We start from the raw sequence: 15,234 nt of genomic DNA, 5'->3' as shown, positions 1-15,234 counted from the left end.
GAAAAAATAAAAAAAGGCTGTAAAATAACGCTTGTTATTTTACAGCCCCGTTGTTGGGGAGAGAAGGATTCGAACCTTCGAAGGCTGAGCCAACAGATTTACAGTCTGCCCCCTTTGACCGCTCGGGAATCTCCCCTTAAATATACCTTTTAGATGCAACGCGCCATCCGCTTGCTCTACAGCCATCTCCCGGAATCGAACCGGGGACCTCGAGATTACAAGTCACGCGCTCTAGCCAACTGAGCTAAGATGGCGTCTGTGATGGTTTGCACTATACAGAAAACCATCGCTTTGGTCAATATGAATTTTTATCTTTTTTTGTTTTTAACTCACCCTGTCAGGCCTTAAAACCTCCGCTCCGTTTATATACACATGCTGGACCCTATGATCTATCGGTAAATAACAATGAATAAGTACACGTATAATGCGGGGCAGCATCCCCTCTATTATCGGTTCAGCGGCTGCAAAAAGAGCCAAATCCTGTGCCTTTCCAGATCTTCGCAGTGCCGCTGCGGGGTTAAGGGCGGTTAAATCCGGTGTAACGGTAAATTGAATGGATACAATCTGGTCTTCTTTCAAGTTATTCCGTTCTAACAGAGCTTCGTAGAGTTCATATACCTTATCCTGAATATCCTGTTCCGTATTACTGCAACCGGTAGCCCCTCTTAAGGCAAAAAGCTTTTCATATTTGTCTTTCACTATGTTGTCCCCTTGGTAACTTGTATCAAAAAAGCAGCAACCAAAGAAAGTAGGCAGGCAAAAAATGCGATTAAACCATAAATGAGGGCCGATCTAAGGGATTTTGATTCTTTTATTAAAACATAAAAAACGGTAACGATTCCAATAAGGGTGAGCAATAAGCTGCTGTTCAACAGGAGGTTAAGTAAAAGCAATTGGGTCTCTGCAAGAAAGCCCTGATAATTTCCTATACCATACAAAAAAATGAGCACGCAATTCATAAGAAATAAAAGAATAACTGTCCGTTTTATTAAAATGCTGAGCAGCGATTTTGGCTCTACCCTTCTGAATTTCATGCTTGCATCCTTAACAAGGCTCGATTATGCTGATATCAGCATGGAGTATTTTTTTAATTTTGAAAAGATTGCCTATCTAAAGGGTCAACGGCCTGAGGGCTGTATTTTGTGCCTCATTCGGGATAGGAGCGACCTTGTTCAGGATCTAACCGTTTTTGATCGTGATGGATTTTCAGTATCTTTAAACCTCTATCCTTACAATCCGGGACATCTTATCTTGTTTCCCCATCGTCATTGTACGGATCTCAGGGAATTACATATTGATGAACAGCTCGCCTTCCATCGCATCTTGAATCTGTCCCTTTCGGTGCTCGATCGGGAATACCATCCATCGGCATACAATATTGGCTGCAACATGGGATTGAATGCCGGTGCATCAATAGAACATTTACATTACCATATCATTCCCCGTTACCCCCGGGAGATCGGGATTGCTGAACTATTTGCCGGTAAACGGGTACTTGTTGAGCATCCATTAGACAGCCTGGAACGGCTGAAACAGGCCTTTGAGCAGTTGGCAGCAGAATCAAAGGGGATCTAAAATTTCCAAGGGGATGAATACAAGGAAGCGTCCGGACAGAACCTTAATAGAAACTGATGGGTAACAAGTTCGGTTGCTCAGGCCAAAATTTCCCCGTTCCCAGTTTAGTCCATTCAGAGGCCATTTGAGTCCCTCACTTTCGGCTTCCCAGGGCCCCGGTCCGACAGGAAAAAGAGAAATCATTGTATCAAGCGGTAGATCCCGTTCAAGGCTGTGTTCAAGGGGAAAAACCAGCTCTGAATCGGTAAACCAACGGCTTGGTGTTTTTTCTCGTTCAAAAAGAGCAATGATAGCCAATAAATGATCGGTTCGACCGCCGCTTCCACCTATAAGGGTAGTTGTGATATAGCCCTTATCCCAGGCAAGGCTTAATGCAAGCTCCGTGTCTGTAAAGTCCTTGTCCGGCGGATACCGGATAATGCGGTCCTGGGGATATGCATAAAGGCGCGACACATCCGTAAGAGAATCCATATCCCCCACAATCCAGTCAGGCTTATATCCGAAGGCTTCGGCTCGAATCAGCCCAGAATCGGCGGCAATGACCATATCACTTGGACCCAAAAGTTTTTTATATTTTTCAGGATCGGGACCGGAACCGCCTATAAATATCAGTGCTTGTGAATGTTGATCCATGAAAAAGCCCCCTTGCCGCTCCCCTTTTCCTGTGCGTGCCCATTGTATTATAGTGGGCCCATATGGGCAAGTTCCGCATACACCCCTCGGTGCTTGAGGTGGCAGAGATTTTTAAAAAGCATCAGAAGGAAGTATACTTAGTGGGAGGTGCTGTCAGAGACCTGGTTCGGGGGCAGCCCGCCAAAGACTGGGATCTGGCAACAGATGCACGGCCGGAAGAGGTTCAAGCCATGTTCCGCCGGGTTATTCCTACGGGGATAAAGCACGGTACCGTCACAATCCTGTATAAGTGCCTATCCATAGAAACCACCACATTTAGAATCGAAGGTTCCTATTCCGATGGCAGACGGCCCGATACGGTAAGCTATGCCAGCTCCATCGAGGAAGACCTGTCTCGCCGGGACTTTACTATGAATGCACTGGCCCTTGAACTGCCGGAACAACGCCTGGTAGATCCCTTTGGGGGACAAAAGGATATAAAGGACAGGGTGATCCGCTGTGTCGGCAATCCCATAGAACGATTTTCCGAGGATGGACTTAGGCCTCTGCGGGCCCTGCGTTTTGCAGCCCAACTAAAGTTTACTATTGAAGGCGAAACCCTTAAGGCGATACCGCTTACCATCCACATTACTGAAAAGGTAGCCATGGAACGGGTCCGGGACGAAGTGGACAAAATTCTAGCATCCGAAAAGCCTTCGATAGCTTTTAGATTGATGGAGACCACGGGGCTCCTTGCACTGTTGTTTCCGGAACTGCAAGCCTGCCGCGGCGTAGACCAAAAGGGATTTCATCAATTTGATGTGCTGGACCATCTGCTGCTCGCCTGCGATTACGCACCAAAAGATAAGCCGGCGGTGCGGCTTGCGGCGCTGTTTCATGATATTGGAAAGCCTGCGGTGAGAGATAAAGATGAACTCGGGATTTGGACCTTTTACCGGCATGAAGAAGTGTCTGCCCAGCTTGCCCGGGATATTATGACCCGTCTCAGATATCCGAATTCTCTTATGGATCAGGTCTGCCATCTTATTGCGGTCCACATGTTCCATTACGATGACCAGTGGACCGATGCGGCGGTGCGGCGTTTTGTTGTCCGGGTCGGAGAGTCTTTTCTGAATGACCTTTTTGATCTCCGCAGGGCCGATACCTGGGGCACCACGGGGCGGGAACCTCCGGCAGCATTGAATCAGCCCTTACGGGATAGGATTATGGCACTCTTGGCTAAAAATAAGGCCCTTTCGATAAAGGATCTTGCGGTAAATGGGGAAGACCTCGCTCAGCTTGGAATTCCCCGGGGACCAATTATGGGAAGAATCCTTAAAGAACTTTTTGAAACCGTACTGGATGATCCGGAAGAAAACAGGAAGGAAAAACTATCCCTCATTGCCAGAAATCTGTATGAAAAACTGAAGCAGTAAAACCAACTTCAAAAGTCGGCCAATTTATGTTTATTTTGGCTGCACAGATTGGGAAATTGACTCATAGGCAAGCCGGGCAGCTGCCTGTTCAGCTTCTTTTTTGTTTTTCCCGATTCCCGGTCCGTAGGTATTGCCGTTGACGCTGACTTCGACCCAAAACATCCGTTCATGATCAGGGCCTGTCCGTTTGAGCAGTGTGTAGGTTGGATAGGTTCTGAACAGGTGCTGGCTCGTTTCCTGGAGCAGGGTTTTATAGTCCCGGTGGTGCTGATTAGCCACAACCCGTTCGATTTCTTCTAAAATATAGGGACTGATGAAATCAAAGACGGTTTTGTACCCCGAATCCAGATAATAGGCTCCGATGAGGGCTTCTAGGGCATCGGCGAGGATTGCCTTTTTAGTCCTGCCGCCGGACATTTCTTCCCCCTTGCCCAGGATCAGCAGTCCATCAATCTGGAGTTCCCGGGCAATACCCGCCAAGGTATCCTCTGATACAACGACGGATTTAATTTTTGCTAGTTCCCCCTCTGGCTGCTCTGATAACTGTTCGTATAACAACGTGGCGGTACAGGCGCCCAGTATGGCATCCCCGAGGAATTCGAGACGTTCATTATTAATTTTTTGAGGAAACTCGTTAGAAGCAGAGCGGTGAATGAAAGAAAGGTTCAGAAGTTCAAGACTTCTGAACCTTATGCTTGCGGCCTTCTGAAAATCAAGCAGGGCCTGTTTCCGGGCACTGTTGATGTTGACCGACCCAGCGGGGACCGCCTGTAATATGCGATCCTTCACGGTCTTACTTTTGCTGGGATTTAATGAACTCGTATGCGTCCCGGACAGTTTCGAACTCGTTAGCCTTTTCATCGGGAATGGAGATGCCCATTTCCTCTTCGATAGCGTAAACCAGCTCATAGGTATCCAGACTGTCTGCACCCAGATCCTGTCGGAAAGAAGCATCAAGGGTAATTTTACCCTCATCAATCTCCAGCTTCTCGGCGATCAGCTTTTTCATTTTCTCGAATAATTCATCCATCTTGATAATCTCCTTATCCTATTAGGCTTTGGACTCGGGTACGATTACCTGCTTGCCGCGGTAGAATCCGCACTTCGGGCATACCCGATGGGGAAGAACGCGGTTTCCGCAGGTACTGCACTCAACGAGTGTGGGCGCGACAAGCTTCATATTGATGGATTGCCGACGCCGGGTCCGAGCTTTGGACGTCTTAAACTTAGGAACTGCCATATCAAAAACCTCACTTAAGTCGTAGTACCGGTAGAGTCTGACACAATCTAAACAAAATGTCGTAGATTGTCAAGATCAAAATGCCGGATAGTGTTAAAAAGAGGCTCTATCATACTTTTTTTTCAAAGCTTCTGCAACTATGGGAGGGACCATGGAAGAAATATCTCCGCCAAAAGATGCAAGTTCTTTAATGGCAGAAGAACGAAGCACAAAATATTTAGGATCGGTGGTCATAAAAATAGTTTCGATAGACGGGTTAAGCCCCTTATTCATCATGGAAAGATCAAACTCATAGCTAAAGTCAGCAACGCCCCTTACACCTCTAATCAAGACCCGAATCTGTTCTTTGCTGAGATAATTGACGATCAGAGAATCCCACATATCGACACGAACGTTGGACCAGTGAGAAACAAGGTTTTTCATCATGGAAACACGCTCTTCCGGTGAAAAAAGAGATTTCTTTTCCCGATTAACCGCCACAATGATATGAAGTTCATCAAAAATACCGACGGCCCGTTCAATAATATTAAGATGTCCAAAGGTTGGCGGATCAAAGGATCCCGGAAAAACAGCTCGTAACATAATAAAAAGAGCATACGGAAGCTACCAAGCTCCGTCAAGGGGCAATACAGACCAAGATTTTATGAATATGGTTTGACGATCCAGCCCCGGTCAGATAAAATATAGGCTATGATATTTACAAAGAGATCCATGGTCATGCACCTTTGTTCCTTTATTGCGCTACTTTTTGTTTCCTGTGTTTCTCAGACAACTGCTCCTGTAAAATCTACGGATGCTGAGAATCATCCAGAAAGTACAGCAACTGAACCTCTGACAAACGAGGTTGTAGTAAACCCAGATGCCGGTCAGGATCAGAAGATTGAGCCCATAGTACAAATAGATGTTTTTGATCCTTCAACCATAACGAAGGAAGTCTTTGATAGCACGAAAACCGAGGTTCAGACCTTAATAGAAAAATTGAACCAGATTATAAGGGATAAAAACTATGATGCCTGGGTACAGTACCTCAGCCCTGGCTATCTTGCAGAACTGAGCGATCCTGAATTCCTTAAAAAAACATCCGAATCAACGCGGTTAAAAAACCAAAAAATTGTTTTAAATAGTGTTAAAGATTATTTCTTATATGTAGTCGTTCCATCCCGTGCAAATGACCGGGTGGACGATATTGAATTTATTGGCCAAAACAGGGTTAAGGCGTATACTATAACCAATAAGGGACAACGTCTCAGGCTGTATGAACTTGAAAAAACAGCGGGGAATTGGAATATTGTAAACTAAGCTTCCGAGGAGGAAATAATGGGTGCACAGTATCGATTTGGCGTATTGCTTATAGCAAGTTTTCTCGTTTCTACCGCTTTGTTTGCGCAGACCGCAAACAAGGGCAATGAGCTTTCTGTAGAGGAATCCTATCTGCAGGAATCGGTGGAACAGATGGTTATCCGTGAACAGGCTAGAGCCGACAGCAGGGATATGAAATTAGTAGCCCTGGAATATATCGGCGATGCTATTAAGGGCGGACGGGTCAATCCGGAAATTCAAAAAACCCTTGAATTTCTTGCTTTGGAAGGTATTGTATACCAAGCCAGAGAAGGCGGTGTTGGAAGGCTTGTTAATAACTATCCCGATGTCCGGGCCAAGGCGGCTCAGTATCTCGGAGAACTGGGCACGAAGGAAGCTAAAGATATTCTCGTAAAAGTTGTGTTGAGCGATCCTGAACCTATGGTATTGACTGAGGCTATCAAATCCCTTGGGAAAATAGCGATTAATGACAATGATGAAGTCACCACCGCCGTTTCTTGGATTGTTACCCGTTTTGACATTTTGAATCCTGATAACATTCTGGCCCTCTCTGCCCTGGAAACCTATGAAAAAATCGCCGAAAAGAATGGGGGAATCAAGGATCCTTCCGCAATTCGCACTATTATAAGAATTGCCGAGGGAAATTATATCCGTCCCGTCCAGACCCGTGCCCGGGAGACCCTGAACACGTTGCGCAAATATACAGCCCAGCAGAATAATAAGGCTTCCGGTCAAACTTCAGGCCAGAAATAGTTGCTTTTAAAGTTGCGATTCCGTGCGGCTGCAACTTAACAACCACACGGCCAATTTCAAAAGGCTTAGATGGGGATGTCCAATAAGTTGAGGACATCCCCTTTTTTCGCCCTTGATAGCTATACAAATGTTAAGTATAATAATGGTATGGGTATCGTACTGACAGGGACTTCGGGGTATTCCTATCATGAATGGGTTGGTCCGGTGTATCCTGAAGGCATAAAAACTGCTGAATATCTCTCCTACTACAGTACCTTGTTTTCTGCGGTGGAGCTCAATTTTAGCTACTACCGGATGCCGGAACAGGATCAGATAAAACGTATACTCGAAGAAAGCCAGTATCGAGTGATATTTTCGGTTAAAGGTCACGAATCTCTTACCCATACCATTAATCCCGCTTCCTGGCAGGAAGATGCGGCCCACTTCTGCAAAGCTTTGGAGCCTATAGCCGAAGCGGGTAAACTGGGCGCGATTCTGCTGCAATTTCCCTATGCGTTCCACTATGATGTGGATCGGCGGCGCTATTTGGACAAACTCCTCAAAGAACTTTGTTCTTATCCGGTTGCGGTAGAATTCAGAAACAATCAATGGTTCAACAATCGGGTTATCGACGCCTTCCGTCAGCGTAATATATGCCTTGTATCGCTGGATATGCCTGCCCTTAAGGGGCTGCCCCCCGTACTGGATGTGGTAACCGCACCCTTTGCCTATCTCAGACTTCATGGTCGGAACGAACAAACCTGGTGGGGATCCGACGGAGCTGAACGATATAACTATCTGTACAACGAGCATGAACTCCAGTCCTTTGTGGAACGAATAGGGCTTTTACTGCTCCACGCTGAACGGGTTTTTGTATTCTTTAACAACCATCGCCGAGGTCAGGCGGTTCAAAATGCCAAAAGCCTTCTCTCCTTATTGGAAAAGTCAGGTGTGCCATGTGCCGCCAGTTAAGCGAAAAGGTTCCCGGGATTGTACACGTCAATGTCACCGGTTTTGCCTCGGCGGTAGCCATGGCCCGGGATAAGACATTACGTGATAAAGTCTTTGTGGTGGCCGAACCGCGGGCCGGCCGGGCGGTACTGCTCGATGTGTCCCCCCGGGCGCGGGAAGAGGGCCTTATGCCGGGGATGGCCCTTGCTGAAGCGGAACGGCGATTTCGGTCACTGCAGGTTCTCCCCCCAGAACCGAAAACACTTGAAAAAGCCAGCCAGGAAATGGTCGAAGCGGTCAAAGCATTTGCGCCCCTGATCGAATATGTGCCGGGGGGACACCTGTATCTGGATCTATCAGGCACCGAACGACTCTTCGGTCCGCTCCAGGATACGGCCCTCCGGATACGGCGCAACATTATTAAACGGCTTAATATAGACCCGGCCATGGCGCTGGCTCCCAACAAACTGACTGCCAAGGTAGTAACCCGCACTTTGCGACCGGTAGGATTTGCCGCGATCCGTAGAGATGAAGCGGCAGAATTTCTTGCATGGCAGGATATTCGGCTTTTGCCGGGGGTTGGACCGGTTCTGCTGAAACTCCTGCATGCCGCGGGTGTCTATACCATTGGAGATCTGGCAGTGCTGTCGGATACCGAAGCAAGCGTTCTTTTGGGGAAACAATACAAAAAACTTCTTGATTCGGCCCGTGGGATCGATGCAGAACCGGTCCATGATTGCAGCCAAAGGCCCCCGTCGATAGAACGGCAACTATATTTTCAAGGAGCCGTAGCGGAACGGGAGGTACTGCGGGGGAGCCTCATGGCCCTCGCAGAAGAAGCCGGCATGGCCCTGCGTCAGCAGCATTTGGCTGCCTGTGCATTGCGGCTCGAGCTCATATACGGTGACGGCGTGCGGCGGGTTGTCCGGAAGAACTTTCACAGTCCCCAATCCATGGATGACGCGCTGTATCAGGGAGCTGAAGCTTGTCTTAATGCGGCCCTCGACCGGCGAGTGCGGGTCCAGATGATTGGGCTGCGGCTTGAACAGCTTGACCGGGACTATGGCGAACAGGATCTTTTTATCCCTGAGCACAGGCATATCCATACCTGTCTTCAGAATACCCTGGATGCCAACCGCCGCCGCTTTGGCCCTGCCATTCTGGTCCGCGGAACTACCCTCTTAGCCCAAGGGTATGCAGGAGCCTTGCCCTTAGAGAGACCGAGAGGTTTACAGGCGGCTCGACGATGAATATACGGCTCGGTATCCAGACATCCTACTCTCTCTTGTATGGGCCGCATAATCCAGAAACACTGGTAGCTCAGGCGGCGTCCTATGGAACACAAGCGTTGGCAATTATCGATCGGAACAGTCTTTACGGACTTCATGAATTTCTTGAAGCCTGTAAAGAAAGGCATATACAACCCATTATTGGATGCGAACTGACAAGCAGCGCCGGATCGGTAATCGTTTTAGCTATGAACAAGGAAGGTTTTTCCCGGCTCTGCGAACTGCTTACCGCCCAGGGGCCATACCGTTCAAAGGGAAGGGAGATTCCTTTTTCAGTGTTGGGCCCCCTTATCGTGAACGCAGCTGCAAGCCAGGACATAGGGAGCCAGCCGGATCTTTCACTGGTTAGTTCCGAATCGGTGTGGCTTGAATACCTGATGGGGAAGGTCCCGCGTCTCTATGGAGCCTGCGGGCCGGGCAGCCTTTCTGCAATAAGATGGGCCCGATCTCACCAGATCCCTCTCCTGGCTATACAGAAGGCGGCGTTTCTCTCGGCGGAAGACTATGACATCCATCGAGTGCTCCGTGCTATAGGAACAAACAAGACCCTGGGGACCCTTGACTCTGGGGACTGCATTACAAGCCGCGAAGTTATAGATCGGGTTCTGATGGACCAGCGGACATTCATCAACTTTTACCATTCTTGGCCGGAGGCTCTTTGTGAGGCTGAAAAATTGGTAAACCAGATTCAAACCTCCGATCTCTTTGGCCGCCTTGTGTTTCCTGTCTATAAAACACAAGGCACGGAAAATCCTGAAGCCCTGCTGCGGCGCCTCGTTTTTGAGGGGGCAGAACACCGGTACGGAGAATTATCCGATGCCATACTTGATCGAATCGAATATGAGCTGGGCATCATTATTCAGAAAGGCTTTGCATCATATTTTTTGTTCATGCATGACATCGTTTCCCTTGCGAACCGAACCTGCGGACGAGGTTCCGGAGCGGCATCCATTGTTGCCTACTGTCTTGGGATCACCAATGTGGACCCTATCGCGCACCGACTCTATTTTGAAAGATTCCTTAATTTGTCACGGATGGATCCGCCCGACATCGATGTGGATTTTCCCTGGGACGAACGGGACAAACTGATCGAACAGGTGATTGAACGTTTCGGAAAGGCCTATTGTGCCCGGGTCGCAAATCACAACCGATTTCGTTTTCGTTCAGCCCTGCGGGAAACCGCCAAAGTATACGGTTATTCAGAGGTCGAAATATCCGCCCTCGAAGGGGAACTGCAAAAGAGGTCACTGGACTTGTCGGAACTAGCCCAACAAGATCGATCTGAGTGGGCCGACGTGGTACGCATAGCCCGGCGGCTCGAAGGGCTTCCTCGGGGCCTTTCAATGCATTGCGGAGGCCTGGTGATAACTCCCGAACCGGTAAGCCGCTATGCTCCCGTTGAAATGTCCGCAGGAGGTTTTCCTTTGCTTGCATGGGAAAAGGAAGGGACCGAAGCGGCGGGACTAGTAAAATTGGATCTCTTGGGAAATCGTTCCCTTTCAGTTATTCGGGACGCCCTGAAAAACCTCCTGGCCGATGGAATCGAAATAGACTTTCTACATAAAGACCCTACCCGGGACCAGGCAACCATAGACGCCCTTGCCCGGGGAGATACCATGGGGGTTTTTTATATTGAATCGCCCGCCATGCGCCAATTGCAGAAAAAAACAGGCAGGGGAGACTTTGACCATATTGTGATCCATAGTTCAATCATACGTCCTGCGGCTAATCGGTTTATAGAAGAGTATGTACGCCGTCTTAAGGGCGGGGCCTACCAGGTGCTGCATCCGCGGCTTGAAACTATTTTGGCCGAAACCTACGGAATTATGTGCTACCAGGAAGATGTATCCAAGGTGGCGGTTGCACTGGCATCCTTTAGCGAGGCCGATGCGGATGGGCTGAGAAAAATTATCGCGAAAAAAGCAGGAGGAGCAAAACTCGCCGCATATAAGGATAAATTTTATGCAGGCTGTATGGAAAACCAGGTGCCCTTGCCGGTCATTGATGAAATCTGGTCCATGATGCTGTCCTTTGATGGGTACTCCTTTAATAAACCCCATTCGGCATCTTACGCTATGGTATCTTTCCAGTCCGCATACCTGCGGGTGCACTACCCCGCGTATTTTATGGCCGCAGTCCTTTCTAACCAGGGCGGATACTACCACCCGCTGGCATATATCAGCGAATGCCACCGTATGGGATTAGTTGTGGAAGGTCCGGATATCAATACGAGCCTGTACCAGTATGTTGGAAAGGGAAATCGTGTTCTTATCGGCCTTATGGCAATTCAAGGGCTTGGAAAAGCCACGGCGGAGCGACTGGTAGCGGAGCGGGACAAACGGGGGCCCTTCAAAACCCTCCAGGATGTGGCCAAGCGGCTCCGTATACCCCGGGACGAGCTTGCGGCCATGACCAGTGTCGGCATTTTTGACAGTATCTCATCGGTAAACCGTGCTCTGCAATTCCGTATTTTGCTCACCGCCCAGTATAAAGCAACTGAGACAGAGCTCTTTTCATCGACAGACACAGTAATTCAAAACGGCTTTCCCAGAACAATAGTTCACCGCCCTATTGATGAACCGCTTGCCCCGCAGCAGCAGCATAGAGCGGTGACACTGGAGGAACGCATCCAGGAATTTGAACGGCTGGGTTTTCTCCGTTCCGGGCATCCGCTGGACCTCTGGAACTGGGAAGCGGTTATGGTTGGTAAAAACAGGGTATATGCAAAGGACTTGCATAAGCATATCGGGCAGCGGGTCCGTGTTCTCGGCTGGCCTATTACGAGAAAAGACGTCTGGACCCTGCGCGGAGAATCTATGGCGTTCATCAGCTATGAAGATGAAACAGCCCTGTATGAAACTGTCCTTTTTCCCCAAGTATACCAGAAATACCAAACCATGTTATTTGATATCCAGCCATTTCTTCTTACCGGTATTGTGACACAGCAACAGGGTGCAGTCAGCCTGGAATTGGAACATCTAGAAAAAATTGACAGCATGCGCCGTCCCAAAAGGGAATTAAGAATTGCGGGGCACAGGCTGTGAATCAGTCTCGATTTTGCTATTGGCTGAGGCTCCGTCTTTCTGGAGTGTCCGAAGCCTCTGAGCATTTCGTATACGATAAATGTACAGGGCTGAGAGGTTATCCTGAGGATTTTTTGCATAGCACAATTTGAATAGTTTCATTGCCTTTTCGTAGTCCTTTTCGTGGTACAGCCGGACACCCTGTTCAAAAATACCTTGTGTTTCTAAGAAATAGATCCGTTCCCGAGATGAATATACGTCTAAAAGTTCATAAATATCACAGGGCTGGGATTTACCTTTTACGAGAACCGTATCAATCAGTCTTCCATGAAAACCGGCTTCCTGAAGGTAACTCTGCATATTTCCGGAAAGTAAAATCGGTACATTGTAGGTTCTCGTTAAGTTTTCTATACGGCTTGCCAGATTTACCGTATCCGAAATGACTGTGCTTTCGATTCGCTGCTGCTCCCCAATTATTCCCAGCATGACGAGTCCCGTATGGATGCCAATACCAATTGATATGGGCTGCAATCCGTAGGATAAACGTTCTTTATTATATTCGTTGAGTTGTTCCTGAATGGCCAGGCTCGCCTGCACCGCATCCTGGGGCATTTCAGGAAAGAGGGCCATGATTCCATCTCCGATATATTTATCAATAAATCCATGATGATTGCGGATAATGGGGCCAATCCTATTAAAGTACGAATTGATAAAATTAAAATTGTCCTGGGGGCTCATGGTCTCCGAAAGGGTGGTAAAAGAACGGATATCGGCGAACAGAATCGTAATGGAGCGCAGTACCTGATCGCCCAGTTTGATATCGTTGATGCTTTTTTTGTTCAGGAAGGTTAAAAACTCATTCGGAACAAAGCGGGACATGGATTTGTTAACCGTAGAAAGCTCATCAGAAAGCTGTTCCACCCTCGTAAAGGAATTAGAAAAAACCCTTGCGAGCGCAATGGCCTGTAAAAATATAAAACTAAATAGACCCAAGGGCAGCATATAGGCCGTGGCGATAATATTTTTTGAATACAGGACATCATTAATTGCAGTAATGGTAAAGAGCAAAAAGCCTATTAAAATAAGGGCTGCGTTTTCCCGTTTTCGAATCCAAGCAACAGTAATGCAGACCAACACAAAAAGCAGGCCCGCAATAGCTGTTATTTCCATCGGTGTAACCAGCAAATTGAACAGTTTTAAGGGTAATACAAGAGCTAATAATGTAAAAAGGACCGCAGGAGCCAGCATTATTCCTAAACCGATAGAGGGAATATCAGTGGGAAAAAGCTCTTTGAAAAAAAGCCCAAAAAAGAGGGCCCCAAGATAGAACACGCTGAGTTCTAATTTAATTTGAATCTCCCAAGGTACAATGGAAGTTAGATGGGAGAGCGCTATGGTCCCCGTTGTAATGACCCTCAGAGCTACTATGATACAAAAAAGACCGAAAAAGAGGGGTGACCTGTCTTTTGGCCTAAATAGAAACAGCGCAATGTTATACAAACCGATAACCAAAATAGAACCAAACAGAAAAAGTTCTATCATCAAGGAGCGGTTATAATAGTTTTGTACTGCCTGGGCCGTGCCAATAAGAATCGGTTTCCATTGCCCCCCATGACGGTAGTCTCTATTGGCAATAAAGAGAAAAATATCCAGTGTATTATTTTGTGGGGTAACAAAATACACGTTGGGCTTGAACACTCCATGGACCTTTGCAGGATTAATGTCAGTAAGCCCATTTGAACCAACCAATACACCGTTTATATACAGGTCATAGGAACTGACCATCTGGGGAACATAGAGGCCGTACACTTGAGAATCGGGTAAATGTATGGTGAGTCGATAGGTTGCACTCCCCTGGGCAGGAAATTGTTTTCCTCCATGAGAACCGCTTCCCCAATAGCTTGGTATCGGAGGGTATGAATCTGGAGTTGGGGCAGACTCAAGTTCAGTAGCATTAGTGTACTTTTTATTCCACCAGAATGCCCATTCGCCTGAGAGTTCAACAGTTTTGAGGTCTGAAAACTGATATGAAGAAAGATCAATACTGCCGTTTTTTGCCTTTGGAATTGCTTGAGAAAAGAGAGAGCCGGCACAAAATATAGCAATACACAAACTGCTCAACCATCGTTTATTCATCGATCCCATCCTGTAATTTAGCAGTATAGATGTACGATGATATCATGATTTATAGATATATTATAGACCAATATGAGAACAAATAAAAAAAAGGGCTATTCCCTGCAAGGAAATAGCCCACTCTCATGAGAGATGCGGGACTCGAACCCACCACCTTCAGCTCCGGAGGCTGACGCTCTATCCAGATGAGCTAATCTCTCATTTTGTATGGCCATACCCTATAGTATTCTGCGCCGCTTGTCAAGTCGCCGCCTGCATCTCCGCTTGACAGACTATGCTTCGGTACGGCATAAAAAATTATGGAACCAATCATACTGGCATCGGGGTCTCTACGGCGGCAGGAGTACTTTAGGCTTCTGGGCCTTCCTTTCAATATTATGCCCTCCTATGTGGATGAAACTGCTCCGGCAGATTTGGAACCCCGCGAGCAGGCTGAACAAATTGCGGAACGCAAAGTATCTGCCATCCTAAAGGTTCTGGATGGACGGCTCCCGCTCTGGGTGCTGGGGGCGGATACAATTATTTGCATCGATAATCGGGTGTTCGGGAAACCGGAAGATCGGGACAGTGCCTATAGAATGCTCAAAACTCTATCCGGGAGAACCCATGAAGTAATTACCGCCATGGCCTTGTATGTAGGGCGGGAAAAAAGAATAGCTATAAAATCGGTTTCGAGTAAGGTACGCTTTGCTTCTTTAAGTACAGAAGAAATAGAATGGTACCTGGAAACCGGAGAATGGCAGGGCGTTGCGGGGGCCTACCAGATTCAAGGGCTTGCATCCTGTTTTATTTCTCATATAGAAGGCTCTTATAGCGGTATAGTAGGCTTGCCAATTCATGAATTTTATGGCATGTTACGGGAGAATGGTTATCCCTACGGGGCCTAAACCATTTAATTTTCCGCCGCAATAGCGGTGAGA

At 47.6% G+C, this 15,234-nt stretch carries 15 protein-coding genes and 3 tRNA genes; 8 read left to right on the top strand and 10 right to left on the bottom strand.

Features of this window, described 5'->3' with window-relative positions:
* Positions 1-54: 54 nt before the first annotated feature.
* The 3 genes from Q7P68_RS03125 to aroH form a co-directional block, all read right to left on the bottom strand.
* Positions 55-136, bottom strand: a tRNA-Tyr gene (locus Q7P68_RS03125).
* 44 nt (positions 137-180) lie between these two features.
* Positions 181-254 (bottom strand) — tRNA-Thr (locus Q7P68_RS03120).
* Positions 255-324: 70 nt separating this feature from the next.
* Positions 325-699 (bottom strand): chorismate mutase, encoded by a 375-nt coding sequence (gene aroH, locus Q7P68_RS03115; RefSeq protein ID WP_486187662.1) that lies wholly within the window; start codon positions 697-699, stop codon positions 325-327.
* 243 nt (positions 700-942) lie between these two features.
* Here aroH and Q7P68_RS03110 point away from each other — a divergent pair, with 243 nt between their 5' ends.
* Positions 943-1,575, top strand: coding sequence for an HIT family protein (locus Q7P68_RS03110; RefSeq protein ID WP_304222671.1), 633 nt, complete (start codon positions 943-945; stop codon positions 1,573-1,575).
* Here Q7P68_RS03110 and Q7P68_RS03105 read toward each other — a convergent pair.
* Entirely contained in the window at positions 1,561-2,208 is a 648-nt protein-coding gene (locus Q7P68_RS03105) for a thiamine diphosphokinase (RefSeq protein ID WP_304222666.1), read from the bottom strand. The two genes, Q7P68_RS03110 and Q7P68_RS03105, sit on opposite strands and share 15 nt — an antisense overlap.
* 62 nt (positions 2,209-2,270) lie before the next feature.
* Between Q7P68_RS03105 and Q7P68_RS03100 the strand changes: the two genes are divergently transcribed.
* The gene (locus tag Q7P68_RS03100; protein WP_304222664.1) at positions 2,271-3,623 is read left to right on the top strand and encodes a CCA tRNA nucleotidyltransferase; all 1,353 of its coding nucleotides are present in this window, start codon (positions 2,271-2,273) and stop codon (positions 3,621-3,623) included.
* 30 nt (positions 3,624-3,653) lie between these two features.
* Here Q7P68_RS03100 and rnc read toward each other — a convergent pair whose 3' ends face one another.
* The 4 genes from rnc to coaD all read right to left on the bottom strand — a co-directional run bounded on the left by rnc (position 3,654) and on the right by coaD (position 5,445).
* Complete coding sequence (gene rnc, locus Q7P68_RS03095) at positions 3,654-4,412, bottom strand: ribonuclease III (RefSeq protein ID WP_304222659.1); 759 nt, start codon at positions 4,410-4,412, stop codon at positions 3,654-3,656.
* A gap of 4 nt (positions 4,413-4,416) precedes the next feature.
* On the bottom strand, positions 4,417-4,653 hold the full coding sequence (gene acpP / locus Q7P68_RS03090) for an acyl carrier protein (RefSeq protein ID WP_013968861.1): 237 nt from the start codon (positions 4,651-4,653) through the stop codon (positions 4,417-4,419).
* A gap of 21 nt (positions 4,654-4,674) precedes the next feature.
* Positions 4,675-4,863 (bottom strand): 50S ribosomal protein L32, encoded by a 189-nt coding sequence (gene rpmF, locus Q7P68_RS03085; protein WP_013968862.1) that lies wholly within the window; start codon positions 4,861-4,863, stop codon positions 4,675-4,677.
* Between the two features lie 93 nt (positions 4,864-4,956).
* Positions 4,957-5,445 (bottom strand): pantetheine-phosphate adenylyltransferase, encoded by a 489-nt coding sequence (gene coaD / locus Q7P68_RS03080; protein WP_304222653.1) that lies wholly within the window; start codon positions 5,443-5,445, stop codon positions 4,957-4,959.
* A 108-nt stretch (positions 5,446-5,553) separates the two neighbouring features.
* On the opposite strand from coaD, the gene Q7P68_RS03075 reads away from it, so the two are divergent.
* The 5 genes from Q7P68_RS03075 (at position 5,554) to Q7P68_RS03055 (ending at position 12,199) form a co-directional block, all read left to right on the top strand.
* A complete protein-coding gene (locus tag Q7P68_RS03075) occupies positions 5,554-6,162 on the top strand; it encodes a hypothetical protein (RefSeq protein ID WP_304222651.1) in 609 nt (202 codons plus the stop codon).
* Positions 6,163-6,180: 18 nt separating this feature from the next.
* Positions 6,181-6,936, top strand: coding sequence for a HEAT repeat domain-containing protein (locus Q7P68_RS03070; protein ID WP_304222649.1), 756 nt, complete (start codon positions 6,181-6,183; stop codon positions 6,934-6,936).
* Positions 6,937-7,083: 147 nt separating this feature from the next.
* A complete protein-coding gene (locus Q7P68_RS03065) occupies positions 7,084-7,887 on the top strand; it encodes a DUF72 domain-containing protein (RefSeq protein ID WP_304222646.1) in 804 nt (267 codons plus the stop codon).
* Positions 7,872-9,116, top strand: a complete 1,245-nt coding sequence (locus tag Q7P68_RS03060; RefSeq protein WP_304222643.1) for a DNA polymerase Y family protein — start codon at positions 7,872-7,874, stop codon at positions 9,114-9,116. Before Q7P68_RS03065 ends, Q7P68_RS03060 begins: the two co-directional genes overlap by 16 nt.
* The gene (locus Q7P68_RS03055; RefSeq protein WP_304222641.1) at positions 9,113-12,199 is read left to right on the top strand and encodes a DNA polymerase III subunit alpha; all 3,087 of its coding nucleotides are present in this window, start codon (positions 9,113-9,115) and stop codon (positions 12,197-12,199) included. Before Q7P68_RS03060 ends, Q7P68_RS03055 begins: the two co-directional genes overlap by 4 nt.
* Here the strand turns inward: Q7P68_RS03055 and Q7P68_RS03050 are convergent.
* A complete protein-coding gene (locus Q7P68_RS03050) occupies positions 12,173-14,314 on the bottom strand; it encodes an adenylate/guanylate cyclase domain-containing protein (RefSeq protein WP_304222638.1) in 2,142 nt (713 codons plus the stop codon). The genes Q7P68_RS03055 and Q7P68_RS03050 overlap by 27 nt on opposite strands.
* Before the next feature lie 126 nt (positions 14,315-14,440).
* Positions 14,441-14,514 (bottom strand) — tRNA-Arg (locus Q7P68_RS03045).
* Positions 14,515-14,613: 99 nt separating this feature from the next.
* Between Q7P68_RS03045 and Q7P68_RS03040 the strand changes: the two genes are divergently transcribed.
* Positions 14,614-15,201, top strand: coding sequence for a Maf family protein (locus tag Q7P68_RS03040; protein WP_304222635.1), 588 nt, complete (start codon positions 14,614-14,616; stop codon positions 15,199-15,201).
* The last annotated feature ends 33 nt before the right edge of the window (positions 15,202-15,234 follow it).

The organism is Gracilinema caldarium, from assembly GCF_029265695.1.
Classification (GTDB): Bacteria; Spirochaetota; Spirochaetia; order Treponematales; family Breznakiellaceae; genus Gracilinema; species Gracilinema caldarium_A.
This window is presented reverse-complemented; position numbering and strand designations above follow the sequence as displayed.

What these genes read in the sequence shown, in the direction of transcription:
- Q7P68_RS03055 (WP_304222641.1), top strand. Translation starts at nt 9,113, where the DNA reads ATGAATATACGGCTCGGTATCCAGACATCCTACTCTCTCTTGTATGGG.
- Q7P68_RS03060 (WP_304222643.1), top strand. Translation starts at nt 7,872, where the DNA reads ATGTGCCGCCAGTTAAGCGAAAAGGTTCCCGGGATTGTACACGTCAAT.
- Q7P68_RS03100 (WP_304222664.1), top strand. Translation starts at nt 2,271, where the DNA reads ATGGGCAAGTTCCGCATACACCCCTCGGTGCTTGAGGTGGCAGAGATT.
- acpP (WP_013968861.1), bottom strand. Translation starts at nt 4,653, where the DNA reads ATGGATGAATTATTCGAGAAAATGAAAAAGCTGATCGCCGAGAAGCTG.
- Q7P68_RS03110 (WP_304222671.1), top strand. Translation starts at nt 943, where the DNA reads ATGAGCACGCAATTCATAAGAAATAAAAGAATAACTGTCCGTTTTATT.
- Q7P68_RS03075 (WP_304222651.1), top strand. Translation starts at nt 5,554, where the DNA reads ATGATATTTACAAAGAGATCCATGGTCATGCACCTTTGTTCCTTTATT.
- coaD (WP_304222653.1), bottom strand. Translation starts at nt 5,445, where the DNA reads ATGTTACGAGCTGTTTTTCCGGGATCCTTTGATCCGCCAACCTTTGGA.
- Q7P68_RS03105 (WP_304222666.1), bottom strand. Translation starts at nt 2,208, where the DNA reads ATGGATCAACATTCACAAGCACTGATATTTATAGGCGGTTCCGGTCCC.
- Q7P68_RS03065 (WP_304222646.1), top strand. Translation starts at nt 7,084, where the DNA reads ATGGGTATCGTACTGACAGGGACTTCGGGGTATTCCTATCATGAATGG.
- Q7P68_RS03040 (WP_304222635.1), top strand. Translation starts at nt 14,614, where the DNA reads ATGGAACCAATCATACTGGCATCGGGGTCTCTACGGCGGCAGGAGTAC.
- rpmF (WP_013968862.1), bottom strand. Translation starts at nt 4,863, where the DNA reads ATGGCAGTTCCTAAGTTTAAGACGTCCAAAGCTCGGACCCGGCGTCGG.
- Q7P68_RS03050 (WP_304222638.1), bottom strand. Translation starts at nt 14,314, where the DNA reads ATGAATAAACGATGGTTGAGCAGTTTGTGTATTGCTATATTTTGTGCC.
- Q7P68_RS03070 (WP_304222649.1), top strand. Translation starts at nt 6,181, where the DNA reads ATGGGTGCACAGTATCGATTTGGCGTATTGCTTATAGCAAGTTTTCTC.